We start from the raw sequence: 15,421 nt of genomic DNA on the forward strand, positions 1-15,421 counted from the left end.
GGGGGATTTAGATCGCGCAGAGATTAACGAATTAACAACGACAGAAGAACACACAAAATTTTGATGATTCTCACCAGGGCTCAGGCGCGGTGATAGGGATGGCCCGATAGAAGGGTCACGGCGCGGTAGAGCTGTTCGGCCAGCAATATGCGCACGATCTGGTGCGGCCATGTCATCGCGCCGAAATTGATCGTCAGATCGGCGCGTTCGGCAAGCGCCGGATCGAGCCCGTCGGCGCCGCCGATCGCGAACATCATCTCGCGCTTGCCGGCGTCGCGATATTTTTCGATCTGACCGGCAAAACCGACGCTATCGAAGGACTTGCCGGTTTCATCAAGCAGCACCAGCACGGTTTCGGGCGAGATCGCGGCCTCAAGTGCTGCCGCCTCCTCGCGCTTGCGGGTGGCGGCGTTGCCGGCGCGGCTTTCATTGACCTCGATGACTTTGGAAAAATCGAGCCCCTGCGCCTTGCCGGTCTTCTTCAACCGGTCAAGATAGCGGGCGACGAGCTCTTTCTCCGGGCCGGATTTCAGGCGGCCGACCGCGAAAATGCCGATCTGCATATGCTTTTCTTTCGGCCCGCAACAGCCGCGTCGCGCAGTGCGTCCTGCACCGCGCGGTCCGTTCGGGCAGTTCACGCCGGCCAGCAGCAGAGTGGCTGCTAGTGCAGGCGTGCCTCGTTCATTTCAGGCGCCGACCACATCTTCTCGATATTGTAGAATTCGCGGACTTCCGGCCGGAACACATGGACGATCACGTCGCCGGTGTCGATCAGCACCCAGTCTCCGGACTCCTGGCCCTCGACCTTGGGCGTGCCCGCGCCCGACTGTTTGATATCCTTGACCAAGTGGTCGCAAATCGCCATCACATGACGGTTCGAGCGCCCGGAAACAACCACCATATGGTCGCCGAGAGCCGATTTTCCGCGAATGTCGATGGTGACGATATCTTCTGCCTTTGAATCCTCAAGGCTGGCGAGGACGGTGGCAAGAGCCTCATCGGCGGCATAGGCGTCGCTTCTGCTGCTCTGCGGCGCGGTATCCGCGCCCTTCGCGTGCAATGTTGTCAGGGTTCTTCCTTTCATCCGGACCAAGCACGAATGCGACTCGTCACTCCGGCGGGCCGCTGGCTATAAAGGTGATGCCAAAGGCAGCCCGTTGCAAGGGTTTTCCTGCGCAAAATTGAGAGGCGACGTCAGGGAAGGATCCGGAAGGCAACCGCCGCGGCATCATCGCTGACCTTGTAGCGCGGGAATTTCTCGCCTTCCGGATCATCGGTCCGCTCGATCCGGCGCAGGTGCTCAAGAAGCGGCGGGAGCCCGTCGCGAAAGGCCGCGTCGATCAGGCCGGCGGGCGAAAACGCGTCGTAATTGTCGCAAAGGGCGGCAAAGCCATCCGAGCACAGCAGGCCGCGCACCGGGGCTTTCAGGCCGCAGTCTTCCCTGACGATACGCTCCGCCGCCGCCGGTACGAGGCCAAGCGTGAAGACATGTCCGTCCGGCGTGTTCTGGCGGGCGCGGCCGGCGCGCAGCATTGCCATGGTCTCGGCATCGCCGGCGATATCGGCGGCGCCTTTGAAGCCGCCAATGCGTTCAAGATGGGCGCGGGCGGCGGCGATCTCCTTCTCGCGATTGCCCTTCAGCGCCGTGGTTTCGAACACATGGCCGGCCGCGTCCTCAAGAAACAGCCGGCAATCGCCGAGTCCATAGGTGACGAGGCAGTCGCCCTCAATCCGCAGCATCTGGAAGGCGGCGGCGGGCCACATATGGCGCGGAAGGTCATCCGAGCCGGCGGCGGCGTGATAGAGATCGCGCGCCAAGGCGTTGATCGCGGCGACGGTCTCGGCAACGGGCCGGTCTCCTGCGTCGGCAAACATTCGCGCCGCATGGGCGGCGAGCCAGGTGGCGTCGCCCTCGGCCATCACCTCCCGCTCGGCGATGCCGGTCGCGCCGTCGATGACGAATACCGAATGCGCGTTCCAGCCATAGCGGTCGTCGCTCGCCCCGCCAAGCTTGCCTGGATCGGTGATATCGCCGACGATCTCGAGCTTCATCTCTTGCTTTCCTGTCTGAGCGCGGTCGAGGAGATGGCGGAGCGCGGGCCGTGGATGAAGGTCCAGGCCGGCGGCTTCATCCGCGGCAGCGCGCGCGCCGCGCGTTCGGGAACCCGGGCCTTGTCGAGCGCGCGCGCCGCCTTGGAGGAAAGATAGGTGAGCGTTGCGCCCGGCCTGTCGATGACGGCGATCGGCACGGTCGCCGCGATCCGCCGCCATTCCTGCCAGCGGTGAAAATCGCCGAGATTGTCGGCGCCCATGATCCAGACGAAGTGCACCGCCGGGTTGCGGCGGATGATGTGGCGGATAGTGCGGGCGGTATAGGCCGTGCCGAGCGTCTTTTCGATCGCCGTCACCCGGATGCGCGGATCGCCGGCCATGGTGTCCGAATGCGCCAGCCGCTCGGCAAGCGGGGCAAGACCATTGCCGCTTTTCAACGGATTGCCGGGCGTGACCAGCCACCAGAGCTGGTCGAGCCCGAGCCGCTGGAGCGCAAGCTTCGCCACCAGCAAATGGCCCTCATGCGGCGGATTGAACGAGCCGCCGAACAGGCCGACCGTCATGCCGGGCTGAAGATGCGGCATGACGAGGTGGCGGCGCGCGATCTCCGTCAAGCCGTCAGGCCCGCGTCTGGCCGCTGCCGCGCACCAGATATTTGAACGAGGTGAGCTGCTCGACGCCGACCGGCCCGCGCGCGTGCATTTTGCCGGTGGCAATGCCGATCTCGGCCCCCATGCCGAACTCGCCGCCATCGGCGAACTGGGTCGAGGCATTGTGCAGCAGGATTGCGGAATCGATCTCGTTGAAGAAGCGGGCGACGACCTCCGGATCCTCGGCGATCACCGCCTCGGTGTGGTGCGAGGAATATTTTCCTATGTGTTCGATCGCGCCGGAAATGCCGTCGACCAGCTTCACCGCGATGATCGCGTCGAGATATTCCGTGGTCCAGTCGTCTTCGCTGGCCTCATCGCGGCCCCTTGCATAGTCGATCATGTCGTGGTCGACGCGCACCAGGCAGCCTTTGGCTTCCAGCGCCTCGATCAGCGGGGTCGCAAACTTATCGGCAGCCGCGCGGTCGATCAGCAGCGTTTCGGCGGCCCCGCAAATGCCGGTGCGGCGCATCTTGGCGTTGACGACGATCTCGCACGCCATGCCGAGATCGGCGGATTTGTCGACATAGATATGGCAGAGCCCTTCCAGATGGGCGAAGACCGGCACCCGTGCCTCCGACTGCACGCGCGCGACAAGGCTCTTGCCCCCGCGCGGCACGATCACGTCGATATTGCCGGAAAGGCCGGCGAGCATTTCGCCGACGGCGGCGCGATCGGTGGTCGGCACGATCTGGATCGCGTCTTCCGGCAGGCCGGCCTTTTTCAGGCCGGCGGCAAGCGCGTCATGGATCGCGCCCGAGGATTGCGCGGAATCCGAACCGCCGCGCAGGATCACGGCGTTTCCGGCCTTCAGGCACAGCGCGCCGGCATCCGCCGTCACATTCGGGCGGCTTTCGTAGATCACGCCGATAACGCCAAGCGGCGTGCGCACCCGCTCGATCTTCAGCCCGTTGGGACGATCCCATGCGGCGATGACGTCGCCGACCGGGTCATCGAGCGCGGCGATTGCGCGGATGCCGTCGGCCATCGCCTTGACCCGCTCCGCGTTCAGTTCCAGCCGGTCGATGAACGAGCCGGCCACACCGTTTTCCTTCGCGCGGGCGACATCCACGGCATTGGCGGAGAGAATGCCGGCACTGTTTTCCTCGATCGCATCGGCCATGGCGAGAAGCGCCGCGTTCTTGGTTTCCGTTGGCGCGATCGCCAGCGCGCCTGCTGCCTTGCGGGCGCGGCGGCCGAGCTCGGCCATCGTGGTCTTTACATCCTGAACCTGATCAAGCATGGGCCGATCCTTCCCGTTTTACGGCCGACATCACGAGGTCGTCGCGATGCACCATCGCGGCGCGGGCGGGATAGCCCAGGATCGCCTCGATGCCGGCACTCTTCTCACCTGCGATCATCCGGGCCTCGTCGCTGTCATAGCCGGAAAGCCCGCGGGCGATCTCGCCGCCCTTCGCGTTGACGATGGCGACAGTGTCGCCGCGCGAGAAATGTCCGTCAACCGCGGTGACGCCGGCGGCGAGCAGGCTGTTGCCGCGCTTCAGCGCCGCGACCGCGCCGTCATCGATATGGATCGTGCCGGCGGGCAGAAGCTGGCCGGCGATCCAGGTCTTGCGCGCGCTGACCGGCGCGCGCGAGGCATGGAAGATCGAATGGCGCGCGCCATCCGCGATCGCCTTCAGCGGATGATCGATCTTGCCGGACGCGATGATCATGGCGCAGCCGGAGGCGGTGGCGATCTTGCCGGCCTCGACCTTGGTGCGCATGCCGCCGCGCGACAGTTCGGAGGCAGCGCCGCCGGCCATCGCCTCGATTTCCGGCGTGATGGCTTCGATTTCGGCGAGGAAGCGGGCGTCGGGATCGAGATGGGGCGGGGCGGTGTAGAGCCCGTCAATGTCGGACAGCAGCACCAGCAGGTCGGCGCCGATCATGGTGGCGACGCGGGCGGCCAGCCGGTCATTGTCGCCATAGCGGATCTCGGTGGTGGCGATCGTGTCGTTTTCGTTGATGATCGGCACGGCCCCGAGTTTCAGCAATTGCCGCAGCGTGGCGCGGGCGTTGAGATATTGCCGCCGCTCCTCGGTGTTCTGCAGCGTCAGCAGGATCTGCCCGGCGATGATGCCATGCGCCTTCAGGCTTTCGGTCCAGGCGCCGGCAAGGCCGATCTGGCCGATGGCGGCGGCGGCTTGGGCCTCTTCCAGCTTGAGTGCGCCGGCGGGCGTGCCGAGCACGGTGCGCCCGAGCGCGATCGCGCCCGAGGAGACGACCAGGACTTCGACGCCGGCCGCCCTGAGGCCTGCGATATCGGCGGAGAGATTTTCGAGCCAGCCGCGCTTCAGGCCCGCTCTGCGGTCCACCAGCAGCGCCGAGCCGATCTTGATGACGATGCGGCGATAATGGGCAAGCGAACGCCCGCTCATGTTACGGCTCCCACTTGTCGTGGCGACCCCTGTCCTCGACGGGATCGGGGGCCGTGATGCCGAGGCGGGCCTCCTCGGCGCGGATGATGGCGGCAAGTTCGCGCTGCACCTCGGTCATGCCGATCTGGGCAACCGCGGAAATCGCGTGGACCGGCCCGCCGCTCGCCTTTTCCAGCGCGGCCTTCTTTTCCTTCAGCGTTTCGGGGTCGAGAATGTCGACCTGGGACAGCGCCACGATCTCCTGCTTCTCGCCGAGGGCTGCATCATAGGCCGCAAGTTCCTTGCGCACCGTGGTATAGGCGGCGGCGACGTCTTCCTCGAGGCTGGAGACCAGATGCAGCAGCACGCGGGTGCGCTCGACATGGCCGAGGAACCTGTCGCCAATGCCGACGCCCTCATGCGCGCCCTCGATCAGGCCGGGAATATCGGCGAGAATGAATTCGCGCCCGTCAATGCTGGCAACGCCGAGATTGGGGTGCAACGTGGTGAAGGGGTAATTGGCGATCTTCGGCCGCGCCCTTGTGACGGTCGCCAGAAAGGTCGACTTGCCGGCGTTCGGCAGGCCCACGAGCCCGGCATCGGCGATCAGCTTCAGCCGGAGCCAGATCGTCTTTTCCTCGCCCTCAAGCCCGGGATTGGCCCAGCGCGGGGCCTGGTTGGTCGCGGATTTGAAATGGGCGTTGCCGAAGCCGCCATTGCCGCCGGCGGCCAAGCGAAAGCGCTCGCCTTCGTGCGTCAGGTCGCAGATCAGCGTTTCCTTGTCTTCCTCGAACACCTGGGTGCCGACCGGCACTTTCAATGTCACGCTCTCGCCCTTGGCGCCGGTGCGGTTGCGGCCCATGCCGTGGCCGCCGGTGGCGCCCTTGAAATGCTGCTGGAAGCGGAAATCGATCAGCGTGTTGAGGCCGTTGACGGCCTCGATCCAGACATCGCCGCCGCGACCGCCATCGCCGCCGTCCGGCCCGCCGAACTCGATGAACTTCTCGCGGTGAAACGACACCGAGCCCGCCCCGCCATCGCCGGAGCGGATATAGACCTTTGCCTCATCGAGAAATTTCATCGTTCCGTCGCTTCAGTTCATGTGTTCGCCGCATCGATATAGGCCGATGGGGCGAAGGTCAAAGATTATCGTGAAAAAGCTGCCACCACTTCCGGCAAAGCAGCCGGAGGAAGCGAGCCGGAAATTCTTGTGTTTGATCGCCGTTGCCTGTGCGTATTGCTGGAACCTCTCGACAACGGCTTGTCTCTTTGCACATGAAAACTCGGAAGGAGGCCTGTTCACCCCCCATTTGGGGGGCGCGCCTATCGCCCCGTCTCTCTAGCCTTCCAGCTCAGTGCCTCATTCGAGGCGCGAATTGAAAGCGGATAATGGAGTTAGGGGTAATGAACAAGATTTTTCTGGCTGCTCTGGCAGGCACCGCAATGATCGCGATGGCTGGATGCAGCAGCACGTCCGGAAACAGTTCTCCGGGGAACCCGGGCACTGGCGGCGGCGGCTCGCAGGGGGGAGAACCCAGCGGTGGTGACGGCAACTACACAGTCGGCGGAACCACCGTTCAACTCAGGAACGGATCCGTCACCTCGGTTGCCGATACGACAGGTGACTACACCGAAGATGACAATGGTAATCTTTCCGTCAGCTTCACGTCCGGGCCCTATGCCGGCCAGAGCGTGTCCTTCAGCGAGGGCAGTGACACAGCCGATCTGGACGGCCAGACGGCGACACTGGAAGCGTTCCTTGGTTCCGACAATGACAACAGCACATCGGGCGCGCTCTACATCACCGTTGACGGCGAGAATGATGAGGGGAACGGCAACTTCCTCGCTCTTTACAGCGGCGATACCGTATCCGATCTGCCGCAGGAAGGCACCGGCACTTACCGGGGCGACTATTTCGGCAGTGCACAGAACGGTGAGGCCGGCGGCCTGGTTTCGGGCTCCAGCGAAATCGCCGTCGACTTTCAGAGCGGCGCGGTTTCAGGCGATTTCAGCGACCTGACCATCTATGACGGCGACGATGCAATCGGCGCGATGGACGATGTCGGCTTTGCCGGGACGCTTGACAAGAACAGTGCCTCCTATGTTGCCAACAGCGTGACGATCGGGGGCGCAGCGGCCGGCGAAGGTTCCTTGGTCCAGGGTTCGCTTTATGGCGCCGGAGCCGATTCGACTGCTGGCAGCGTGGCCGCCTTCGACAATGCCGACAACCCGACAAAGGCTACCGTCGGCGTGTTTCAGGCGGACCTGGCAGACTGAGGCTGATGACCAACCGCAGACTTGAACCGCGCGCCGGAAAGCCGGCGCGCGGCCTGTGTCTCGAACTGAAGCGCGGACCACGCGCCTTTTTGTTCACGTTTGCCCTTGTGGCCCTCACGATTGGCGCCCCGCAATGGGGCTTCGCAAAAAAGTCCACCGTTACCGGCTTTGACGCGGTGCGTGTGCTGGTTGAATATGGCCAGTATGAAAATGCGATGGCACTGGCGCAAAGCTTCGCGACCGACGAAAAGGGCAAGGCGCTCGCTGCCGCCTTCACGCAGGCCCTCATACTGGAGCAGCAGGGCCGGTTGCCGGAAGCGGCAAGCGCGCTTCGCGCCATCCTTTCGCAGAACCCCGAGGCCCGCAACGTCCGGCGTGAACTTGCCAGCGTTCTCTACGAACAGGGCGAGGGCAACGCATCGCTGCATCACTTCGAACTTCTGGCCGGCAGCGCCAATAGTGCCGATGAGCGCGCGTTCTATGAACGCCTTGCCGCCAAGGCCCGCACGATTCGTCCCTGGTCGCTTGGTGGCTATCTCTCAATCGCCCCCAGCACCAACATTACCGAAGCCCCCGATGCCGACCTCGTCTATATCGGCGGCATTCCCATACTGCCTGCCAAAAAGAAGAGCGGCATCGGCTATGGCTATGGGTTGAACGGATCCTACCGTTTTGACCTTGATGAAATTTCATCGATCACGGTAGGTGGCGGGGTGAACGGCAACTGGTATCGCGACACCAGTTTCAACACGAGCTACTTTGACAGTTTCGTCGACTATCGCCGGGAAATGGGGGACTGGACGGTGACTGGCGGCCTTGTAGGCCAGTATGTGATGAAGGGCGAAGAACCTTATCGCTGGTCGCTCGGACCGGCTTTCTCGCTGCGTCACAATATGGGACGAAAGGGCGTCACAACGCTGCGTGGCATGTGGCGAAAGCTCGATTACCACGACCGCGATGAACTGGACGGCAGCGAAACCGTGCTGGGGATCAGCCATCTCTATGCCATCTCATCGGCAAGCTCGGTGCGTTTCGGGGGCAATATCGGCTATGTCGATGCGGCGAACGACACCAACAGCTATCTCCGCCTTTCCCTGAACGCGCAGTATTTCCGGGAATGGAGTTTCGGCGCGATTTCCGATATCTCGATTTTCGCAGATGATCGCAAATATCAGGACATAACCTATCTGGCCGGCGAAAAACGCTCAGATCAGCGTATCCAGGCCTCGCTCGGCATCACGCTGCGCAATCTGGCGATCAAGGGTTTCGCCCCACGCATCGAATATGCCTACACCCAGAACTTCTCGAATGTCGATGTCTATGATTTTTCGAAGAACACGCTTTCGACTTATCTGACGAAGAGGTTCTGAGGCTTTTCAACCGGCCGGACTACATTTTCGGTTAAATGACGGCATGGAGGCAAGCCTAGCGCGGTATGGGGACGAAAGCGTTGCGCGGTTTTTGAGAAAAGGCCGGGCCGCTTGAACGGCCCGGCCTGACATCAGAACCGGTATGGCGTGAACAGCGCCGGCGTCAGCGCGGTGGTGATCTCCTGGGTCATCCTTCCGCGGCTGACCGACCAGATTTCGCGCTGGCCGGTGATCTTGGAGCCGAGACGCTGCAGCACCTTGAGCGAGGCCGGGTTGTCGGAGAACGCGCCGGAATGGAGCGTCGCGCCGGTGGCTTCGAAAAACCGCTCCGCAAGCCCCGACACCGCTTCGCTCATGAAGCCGCGACCCCAATAGTACCGCCCCAGCCAGTAGCCGAGGTGATAGCCGCCCTGTCGCCGCTCGATCGAGACGAGCCCGATCGCGACGCCGTCGCCCGGCTGGGTGATCGCCACGGGCCAGTTTTCGTCGTAGCCGACATGCTCCAGCCAATCGACCGCGTCTTCCAGCGTATAGGGGAAGGGCACGCGGGCGAGCATGCGGGTGATGCCCGGGTCGGCAAGGAAGGCGGTGATCCGTTCGGCATCCGCCGCGCGGACCGGCCGCAACCTCAGCCGTTGCGTCTCGATGACGGGGCAGGAGCCGAGCATCTCGGCCGCCGCGCTCATCGCTGGCCTCCCCAGCTCTTCAGCGACATCCAGTTGCGCCGGTCGAGACGGTACCATTCGACCGAGACCGAACTGCCGACCGCCAGCGACTGCACCATGCCGGGGCCCTGAAACTGGAAGCCGCACTTGTGCAGCACCCGCCGCGACCGCTCGTTGACGACCCGGCAGCGGGCGTCGACGTGGTCGACCTCGTTGCGGGTGCGGAAGATCATGTCGATCAGCACCTGGACGGCTTCGGTGGTGTAGCCATGGCCCCAATAGGGCTCGCCCAGCCAGTAGCCGATCTCGACGATGTTTTCCTCATACGGGATGTTCTCGATCCCGCAGCAACCGAGGAATGCGCCGTTATCCGCTTTGGTGATGGCATAGACGCAATTGCCGATCGCGCCCTCTTTGGTTCGCTCCACGAAATTGGCGGCATCTGTTGCAGTGTAGGGATGCGGCATGCGCGACACCATGGTCGCGATTTTTTCGTTGTTGGCGAGATGGGCAATGGCGTCAATGTCATCTTCGTGCGGGGCCCGCAAAACGAGCCTTTGCGAAAGAAGAACGGGGCAATCCCGCCTTTGTTGATCGGGCCTCAGCCGCTCTCTGGAAAGCCGGGATTGGCTCTCCCTTTGTAGATCCCTTTGCATTGTCAGGTCCTCTCCTGGTTTGAAACGAAAGAAGGGAAGATGGTGGCGTCCCATCTTCCCTTCTCTTTTCAAAATCCAGGTCCGGTAACCTGAAAATCTAAGCCGGGTCGATGAGACGCCGGCTGTTTTTAAGCGGTTCCGGCTTTATTCCGCTGCTTCTGCGTGTTTCGGGGCCACGGACACATACATGCGGCCATTGGCGCGCGCGCGGAATGTCACGTTGCCTTCAATCTTCGCGAAAATCGTGTGGTCCTTGCCCATGCCGACATTGTCGCCGGGATGCCACTTGGTGCCGCGCTGACGAATGATGATGTTGCCCGGAATGACGTTCTCGCCACCGAACTTCTTCACGCCAAGGCGCTTGGATTCAGAATCGCGACCGTTGCGCGAGGAACCGCCAGCTTTTTTGTGTGCCATTGGAGTTCTCCTTTAAACCTTCGAAATCTGCTCTATCGATCAGCCGGCGACGATGTCGGTGATCTTGACGACCGTGTGATGCTGGCGATGGCCGCGCGAACGCTTGGAGTTCTGGCGACGACGCTTCTTGAAGGCGATGACCTTCCGGGCGCGGGTCTGCTCGACGACTTCCGCCTTGACGAGCGCGCCCTTGACGAAGGGGGCGCCGATCGTGGCATCGGCGCCTTCGCCGACCATCAGCACTTCAGCAAATTCAATCTTCGCGCCGGCATCGCCATCGAGCTTTTCGATGGTGATCACATCCTCGGCGTTCACGCGGTACTGTTTACCGCCGGTCTTGATGACTGCGAACATATTTTGACCTTTCATGTTCTCGCCCGGTTCTGTCACCCTCACGGATGATGACCGTCTTTTTGTCAGTCTGGTTAAAGCAGGGATTTCAAAGAGAAAATCTTTTCAAAACCCGGTCTGCCGGTGTAATGCGGGCAGCCCCGCTGAAATGCGCGCGCCATAAGGACACACGCGTCCGGAAGCGTGCATACGCGAGGCGCGCGCTGAAGTCAATAAACCCGGGCGCAAACGGTGCATTTTCACGCCGGCAAATTTGCCATTCCGTTCATGCATTCCTGCGGATGCGGCGCGCCAGGGTGGCCTCTCTCGCATCCGCGATCAAACGCCGGGCTCTCGGTGCGGATACCTGGCGTCTCACCTTGGCCCGAACATCAAAAAAACCATCGCGTTCGCTCTTGCAAGACAAGCCTTTGCCCGCTAAGAGACACCCCGCGTTCAAACGCAGACCACGGCACTTTATGGAGAGGTGGCAGAGTGGTCGAATGCACCGCACTCGAAATGCGGCATACGGGCAACCGTATCGAGGGTTCGAATCCCTCCCTCTCCGCCAGATTTTTTCTTGAAATTCAGATATTTATTGTCACCTCTGCGCCAGTTCCAACCTGCGCGGCTGCCGGGTCCTGTGTGAGAATGATCGAGGGCCACGCTTGCGGCACTTTCTTACTCTTGGACTTCGGTTAGCGGTGTGTTTTAAATGCTTGCTGATGTGTGGCTTGCGTGGGAACCGATGCCGATCGAAATCGACGAAGTGCTGAGACGTTCTGACCAGGGTAAAACGGAACCCTACATTTGTCGGGGTTCGGACAACAAGATTTACTTTGTTAAGGGAAAGAGTGCTGGATACGATTCGCTTGTGAAAGAGTGGGTCGCTGGTCAGCTTGGGCGGCGGCTCGGATTACCCATACCAAGATTTAGCATCGTCGTGGTGCCAAGAGAACTCTATGAGGCTGGTCGCTCCGGAGCTTTGAGCGGTTTAGGATTTGGATCGTTGTTTGGCTCTGAAAATGTTGAAAATGCGAATGAAATATCTTTTGTCAACGTAGAGAAGGCTCCGGCTGAACTAAAGCGAGATATCGCCGCGTTTGATTGGTGGATAAAAAACGGCGACCGCACGCTGACCGACGCCGGCGGCAATCCGAACATTCTCTGGCTCGAGGCAACTCGCCGGCTCTTTGTTATTGACCATAACTTGGCGTTTGACGAGGAGGTAACGCTTACTTCACAGCTCGAATGCCATATTTTCCGAAAATCCCTAGCTGAGATATGCGATGACGCAGGTTTAAGAGATCATTATAATACGAGGTTTGACAACGCCTTGCTGGATTTGCCCAGGATCCTTGGTGACATACCAGAACGGTGGCATTATGTAGACGACGCCTGCACGGTCGATATTAACTTGTCGCTCGATCGTGTCGACAACCTACTGAAGCGACATCGAGTGCCAGCATTTTGGGAACGAACATGAAAAAGCATGCTGTGAGCTATGCGATAATCCGTTTCCAGCCGCATGTTGAAACGGAAGAATTCGCTAACATCGGTATCGTGCTCGTCGCGCCGCGTATAAGCTATCTTGATTTCAGGCTTGAAACGAGACGTCTCGGTAGACTGACAAGCTTCTTTGATAGCGTTGAGGCAACGACTATTCGTAGTGTCCTGAAGTCCTACAATCTGGAGCTGAAACGGATTAGGGATCTCGCTGGTCACAATGGGAGCGGGCAGAGCCGATTCGAGTTCGAGCTGAGCGACAACGCCGAACATCTGTTTCACGCATTAACAAAGGACCGTGAAGGGGTCATCCGATTCAGCGAAATCCGTTTCGCGATGACCGATAGTCCAAAGGCTAAGCTTGACGAACTGTTCGACTATTATGTTAGGCAGAACTTCGCCGGCTCGGTTTATCGTGAAGGCTTGCTTGAAAAGCACGTCCGTGGGATTTTGAAATTACGCGACATCGGTCGCAATCTCAAGCCGATGGAGTTTACGGACGGGCTTTATTCGGCAAAGTTCCCCTTTGTGGAAATAGTCCAGGACAAGCCGCGCAAGGTCCTAAAGCCTATCTATCTCGGTCAGGACGAGCCGAGCCGTATCTTGGAACACGGCAATAAATGGCTGTTTACCATCAACCGTTTGAAGGAGAAGATGCCACCTGATGTCGTGGTGGCCGTCGAAGGGCCAAAGGACTCAGCGAAGCGTAGGCAGGCTTTCCATGAAGCGGTAGAACAGTTTCGCGTAAACAATATCAAGGTCGTCGATGGGCGAAATGAGAACGAACTGATCGGCGCAATGGAGCGATGATCTGGCTGGGGAATCAAAAGCCCTGCCTCTGACTGGTTGATCTGTCCCCGAAGTTTGAGCTTTTTAATTGGTTCTGGGTTTGCACTTGGCTCCCCACCACCGGCATCCTACGCGTGATCTCAGGAAATCAACCGGAGATCACGATGGCAACGATACGCAAGCTCAGAGGGCGCTGGCAGGCACAGGTGCGCCGTCGCGGGTTGAAGCCGCGCTGCAAGTCCTTCGATAGCAAGTCGGATGCCGAGAAATGGGCGCGTGATCTCGAAGCCCAAGTCGACAGGTTCGGTGCCGCGCCGGATACGCGCCGTCTTGAAGTAACCACGCTCGGCGATCTGCTTGAACGCTATCAGCGTGAAGTGTCGCCGACCAAGCGCGGTGCCGTGCAAGAAATCCAGCGCATTGATGTGCTGCGCCGCCATGACCTCGCCTACCGGACACTCATCGGCTTGTCGCAGCAGGATATCGCCTCATTCCGCGATGAGCGACTTGCGAGCGTCGCGCCATCTACCGTCGTGCGGGAGCTGGCGATCGTCAGCCATGTTATTGAGGTCGCCATCCGAGATTGGGGCTACCCGCTGAGCCGCAACGTGGTGAAGTTGGTGCGTCGTCCGGTGATCCGCAACGAGCGGAGCCGGCGGCTGAAGCGGGATGAAGAGCAGCGACTGCTGGCTGGCTGCGATGCCGGTCAGATCCCATTCTTCAAGACGCTGATCATTGTCGCCATCGAGACCGGGATGCGCCGTGGCGAACTGCTGGGGCTTCAGTGGGACGACATTTCGCATAATCGCCGGGTGATCACGCTGCACATGACCAAGAACGGCTCCGGACGCGAGGTGCCTCTGTCGCAACGCGCCTTCGACGCGCTCATGACCTGGAAGGCGGAATGTCCCGTAGATCAATCTACCGTGTTTCCCACAACGCCCGGTGCATTGGAACAGGCATGGCGTCGGCTTCTGAAGCGTGTCGGTATCGAAGGGTTGCGGTTTCACGATCTCCGCCATGAGGGCGTCAGCCGGTTGTTCGAACGCGGCTTGAACATGATCGAGGTGTCGAGCATCTCCGGTCACAAGGAACTTCGCATGCTGAAGCGCTACACCCATCTGAGCGCCGACGACCTGGTCGGACGTCTGGGGTGAGGTCTCCGGCGCATGCTGATGACCCTGTGGCGGAGCGTCGGTGGGCTCAAGCTTGACATTCTGGACCGGTTCCGAGGCCATATGTAAAACTCCAGCTCCAGAATTGCGGCCAATAGTTGTCCTCCGGGTGTCGCATGTAAACGTGTATGGCTCCATACTGCAATCACAGATAGGTAAGCTTAACAGGAGCTTTACGTTCTCTTGACGAATGCAGGCAAGATCGATGATTTTTCCGCCGATGTAAAACTCGTCATGCGTCTGTTGGTTGTGCCGGACGGCGGACGCCGCGATCGAAGCTGGGGCGGCGATGGCGCTTGGCTTTCCTGGCCTGCTTCGATGGGAATTCAGCCAGCTGCGCTGCTGACCACGTCACGCGGAGCCGCTGGGCGCGTAAGTCGAAAATGTTTTCGCGTTGAGTCCCGTGAGATGCGGCTTCGCTCCGTTCGCCAGTCACCCGCGAGCGTTCTGTGCCAGCCCGGATGCCGTTATCGCCTTCCGTGGGCGGCAGGTTTGGATCGTTGCAGACATCGCGGCCGCCTGAAGTCCTGGCGCGCCGTCCTTCTGCTGTCTCCAGGCCGGTGCCGGGACTCCTCCCTCGGGTGGATTGATCTGCCATGAGCAGCCCTTAGACGGCTCCGGCGGTCTGCGAAGTCCTAGAGATTTTCAAGCGTGCTGATGGGGATGGTTTCAGTCCCGGCAAGAGGCACAGCTTCAATCCTCCCATATTTGGAAATCGACACAGGCGCTCGCTGGCTGGTTCCCCATCGTCATGAGATGCTTCACCGCAGCAATTGCACCGCGCTCGGACGGGACTTACCTGGAAGACCGGGACGGCTAAAGAAGGATTGACTGCATCCCCGACATCATGGGTTTCGTCCAGGCAGTGGACTACCGCACTCGCCTTCGGCTCCCTGCGCGGCCCTTCGGGCCTTGCCGTCTCGCTCCGCGAGCCGTCCGTCTTCTATCTGTATTCAATCATCATGAACAACAATACTGCGGTATCAGGACTTATCCCCCGCCACGAAAACAGCAGATATAAGCCAACCAGAGAGAGGTTGGCAGCTGAGTTCGCGGCGGGGATTTCTGCGTTCAACAGGTGGTGAAGAGTTCTGGCGAGTTAGGCCCACTAGGTGGCTTCCATTTACCTAGCAGCACTCCGATATCCTGCCCTTGCGGGCAAAGCGGTTATGAT

The 15,421-nt window shown here is 60.8% G+C and carries 16 protein-coding genes and 1 tRNA gene; 6 read left to right on the forward strand and 11 right to left on the reverse strand.

What is annotated here, in order from left to right:
• Positions 1 to 80: 80 nt before the first annotated feature.
• From rlmH to obgE, 7 genes are all read right to left on the reverse strand, one after another.
• Positions 81 to 563, reverse strand: coding sequence for a 23S rRNA (pseudouridine(1915)-N(3))-methyltransferase RlmH (rlmH, locus tag Mame_RS08835; protein ID WP_018067789.1), 483 nt, complete (start codon positions 561 to 563; stop codon positions 81 to 83).
• 98 nt (positions 564 to 661) lie between these two features.
• Complete coding sequence (gene rsfS, locus Mame_RS08840; protein WP_033411395.1) at positions 662 to 1,084, reverse strand: ribosome silencing factor; 423 nt, start codon at positions 1,082 to 1,084, stop codon at positions 662 to 664.
• 110 nt (positions 1,085 to 1,194) lie between these two features.
• The gene (locus tag Mame_RS08845) at positions 1,195 to 2,052 is read right to left on the reverse strand and encodes a hypothetical protein (RefSeq protein ID WP_018067791.1); all 858 of its coding nucleotides are present in this window, start codon (positions 2,050 to 2,052) and stop codon (positions 1,195 to 1,197) included.
• Positions 2,049 to 2,636, reverse strand: coding sequence for a nicotinate-nucleotide adenylyltransferase (locus tag Mame_RS08850; protein ID WP_018067792.1), 588 nt, complete (start codon positions 2,634 to 2,636; stop codon positions 2,049 to 2,051). The genes Mame_RS08845 and Mame_RS08850 overlap by 4 nt, the downstream gene beginning before the upstream one ends.
• Positions 2,637 to 2,670: 34 nt before the next feature.
• Positions 2,671 to 3,945 (reverse strand): glutamate-5-semialdehyde dehydrogenase, encoded by a 1,275-nt coding sequence (locus Mame_RS27275; RefSeq protein ID WP_018067793.1) that lies wholly within the window; start codon positions 3,943 to 3,945, stop codon positions 2,671 to 2,673.
• A complete protein-coding gene (gene proB / locus Mame_RS08860) occupies positions 3,938 to 5,083 on the reverse strand; it encodes a glutamate 5-kinase (protein WP_018067794.1) in 1,146 nt (381 codons plus the stop codon). Before proB ends, Mame_RS27275 begins: the two co-directional genes overlap by 8 nt.
• A 1-nt stretch (position 5,084) precedes the next feature.
• On the reverse strand, positions 5,085 to 6,143 hold the full coding sequence (obgE, locus tag Mame_RS08865; protein WP_018067795.1) for a GTPase ObgE: 1,059 nt from the start codon (positions 6,141 to 6,143) through the stop codon (positions 5,085 to 5,087).
• 323 nt (positions 6,144 to 6,466) lie between these two features.
• Between obgE and Mame_RS08870 the strand changes: the two genes are divergently transcribed.
• Positions 6,467 to 7,339: a HupA family protein gene (locus Mame_RS08870; RefSeq protein WP_018067796.1), complete on the forward strand. Its 873-nt coding sequence runs from the start codon at positions 6,467 to 6,469 to the stop codon at positions 7,337 to 7,339.
• 5 nt (positions 7,340 to 7,344) lie between these two features.
• Positions 7,345 to 8,709: a surface lipoprotein assembly modifier gene (locus Mame_RS08875; RefSeq protein ID WP_018067797.1), complete on the forward strand. Its 1,365-nt coding sequence runs from the start codon at positions 7,345 to 7,347 to the stop codon at positions 8,707 to 8,709.
• A gap of 131 nt (positions 8,710 to 8,840) precedes the next feature.
• Here the strand turns inward: Mame_RS08875 and Mame_RS08880 are convergent, their stop codons facing one another.
• The 4 genes from Mame_RS08880 to rplU form a co-directional block, all read right to left on the reverse strand.
• The gene (locus Mame_RS08880; protein WP_018067798.1) at positions 8,841 to 9,395 is read right to left on the reverse strand and encodes a GNAT family N-acetyltransferase; all 555 of its coding nucleotides are present in this window, start codon (positions 9,393 to 9,395) and stop codon (positions 8,841 to 8,843) included.
• Positions 9,392 to 10,030 carry a GNAT family N-acetyltransferase gene (locus Mame_RS08885; RefSeq protein WP_026173995.1) on the reverse strand — a complete coding sequence of 213 codons (639 nt, stop codon included), beginning with the start codon at positions 10,028 to 10,030 and terminating at the stop codon, positions 9,392 to 9,394. The genes Mame_RS08880 and Mame_RS08885 overlap by 4 nt, the downstream gene beginning before the upstream one ends.
• Before the next feature lie 144 nt (positions 10,031 to 10,174).
• Complete coding sequence (gene rpmA / locus Mame_RS08890) at positions 10,175 to 10,447, reverse strand: 50S ribosomal protein L27 (protein ID WP_018067800.1); 273 nt, start codon at positions 10,445 to 10,447, stop codon at positions 10,175 to 10,177.
• A gap of 39 nt (positions 10,448 to 10,486) precedes the next feature.
• A complete protein-coding gene (gene rplU, locus Mame_RS08895; RefSeq protein WP_018067801.1) occupies positions 10,487 to 10,801 on the reverse strand; it encodes a 50S ribosomal protein L21 in 315 nt (104 codons plus the stop codon).
• Positions 10,802 to 11,258: 457 nt separating this feature from the next.
• Between rplU and Mame_RS08900 the strand changes: the two genes are divergently transcribed.
• The 4 genes from Mame_RS08900 (at position 11,259) to Mame_RS08915 (ending at position 14,229) form a co-directional block, all read left to right on the forward strand.
• Positions 11,259 to 11,348 (forward strand) — tRNA-Ser (locus tag Mame_RS08900).
• A 144-nt stretch (positions 11,349 to 11,492) separates the two neighbouring features.
• Positions 11,493 to 12,263, forward strand: a complete 771-nt coding sequence (locus tag Mame_RS08905; protein WP_155122065.1) for a HipA family kinase — start codon at positions 11,493 to 11,495, stop codon at positions 12,261 to 12,263.
• Positions 12,260 to 13,093, forward strand: a complete 834-nt coding sequence (locus Mame_RS08910; protein WP_018067810.1) for a DUF3037 domain-containing protein — start codon at positions 12,260 to 12,262, stop codon at positions 13,091 to 13,093. Before Mame_RS08905 ends, Mame_RS08910 begins: the two co-directional genes overlap by 4 nt.
• 143 nt (positions 13,094 to 13,236) lie before the next feature.
• Positions 13,237 to 14,229: a site-specific integrase gene (locus tag Mame_RS08915; protein WP_018067809.1), complete on the forward strand. Its 993-nt coding sequence runs from the start codon at positions 13,237 to 13,239 to the stop codon at positions 14,227 to 14,229.
• The last annotated feature ends 1,192 nt before the right edge of the window (positions 14,230 to 15,421 follow it).

This window comes from Martelella mediterranea DSM 17316 (assembly GCF_002043005.1).
Classification (GTDB): Bacteria; Pseudomonadota; Alphaproteobacteria; order Rhizobiales; family Rhizobiaceae; genus Martelella; species Martelella mediterranea.

What these genes read in the sequence shown, in the direction of transcription:
- rlmH (WP_018067789.1), bottom strand. Translation starts at nt 563, where the DNA reads ATGCAGATCGGCATTTTCGCGGTCGGCCGCCTGAAATCCGGCCCGGAG.
- rsfS (WP_033411395.1), bottom strand. Translation starts at nt 1,084, where the DNA reads ATGAAAGGAAGAACCCTGACAACATTGCACGCGAAGGGCGCGGATACC.
- Mame_RS08845 (WP_018067791.1), bottom strand. Translation starts at nt 2,052, where the DNA reads ATGAAGCTCGAGATCGTCGGCGATATCACCGATCCAGGCAAGCTTGGC.
- Mame_RS08850 (WP_018067792.1), bottom strand. Translation starts at nt 2,636, where the DNA reads ATGCCGCATCTTCAGCCCGGCATGACGGTCGGCCTGTTCGGCGGCTCG.
- Mame_RS27275 (WP_018067793.1), bottom strand. Translation starts at nt 3,945, where the DNA reads ATGCTTGATCAGGTTCAGGATGTAAAGACCACGATGGCCGAGCTCGGC.
- proB (WP_018067794.1), bottom strand. Translation starts at nt 5,083, where the DNA reads ATGAGCGGGCGTTCGCTTGCCCATTATCGCCGCATCGTCATCAAGATC.
- obgE (WP_018067795.1), bottom strand. Translation starts at nt 6,143, where the DNA reads ATGAAATTTCTCGATGAGGCAAAGGTCTATATCCGCTCCGGCGATGGC.
- Mame_RS08870 (WP_018067796.1), top strand. Translation starts at nt 6,467, where the DNA reads ATGAACAAGATTTTTCTGGCTGCTCTGGCAGGCACCGCAATGATCGCG.
- Mame_RS08875 (WP_018067797.1), top strand. Translation starts at nt 7,345, where the DNA reads ATGACCAACCGCAGACTTGAACCGCGCGCCGGAAAGCCGGCGCGCGGC.
- Mame_RS08880 (WP_018067798.1), bottom strand. Translation starts at nt 9,395, where the DNA reads ATGAGCGCGGCGGCCGAGATGCTCGGCTCCTGCCCCGTCATCGAGACG.
- Mame_RS08885 (WP_026173995.1), bottom strand. Translation starts at nt 10,030, where the DNA reads ATGCAAAGGGATCTACAAAGGGAGAGCCAATCCCGGCTTTCCAGAGAG.
- rpmA (WP_018067800.1), bottom strand. Translation starts at nt 10,447, where the DNA reads ATGGCACACAAAAAAGCTGGCGGTTCCTCGCGCAACGGTCGCGATTCT.
- rplU (WP_018067801.1), bottom strand. Translation starts at nt 10,801, where the DNA reads ATGTTCGCAGTCATCAAGACCGGCGGTAAACAGTACCGCGTGAACGCC.
- Mame_RS08905 (WP_155122065.1), top strand. Translation starts at nt 11,493, where the DNA reads ATGCTTGCTGATGTGTGGCTTGCGTGGGAACCGATGCCGATCGAAATC.
- Mame_RS08910 (WP_018067810.1), top strand. Translation starts at nt 12,260, where the DNA reads ATGAAAAAGCATGCTGTGAGCTATGCGATAATCCGTTTCCAGCCGCAT.
- Mame_RS08915 (WP_018067809.1), top strand. Translation starts at nt 13,237, where the DNA reads ATGGCAACGATACGCAAGCTCAGAGGGCGCTGGCAGGCACAGGTGCGC.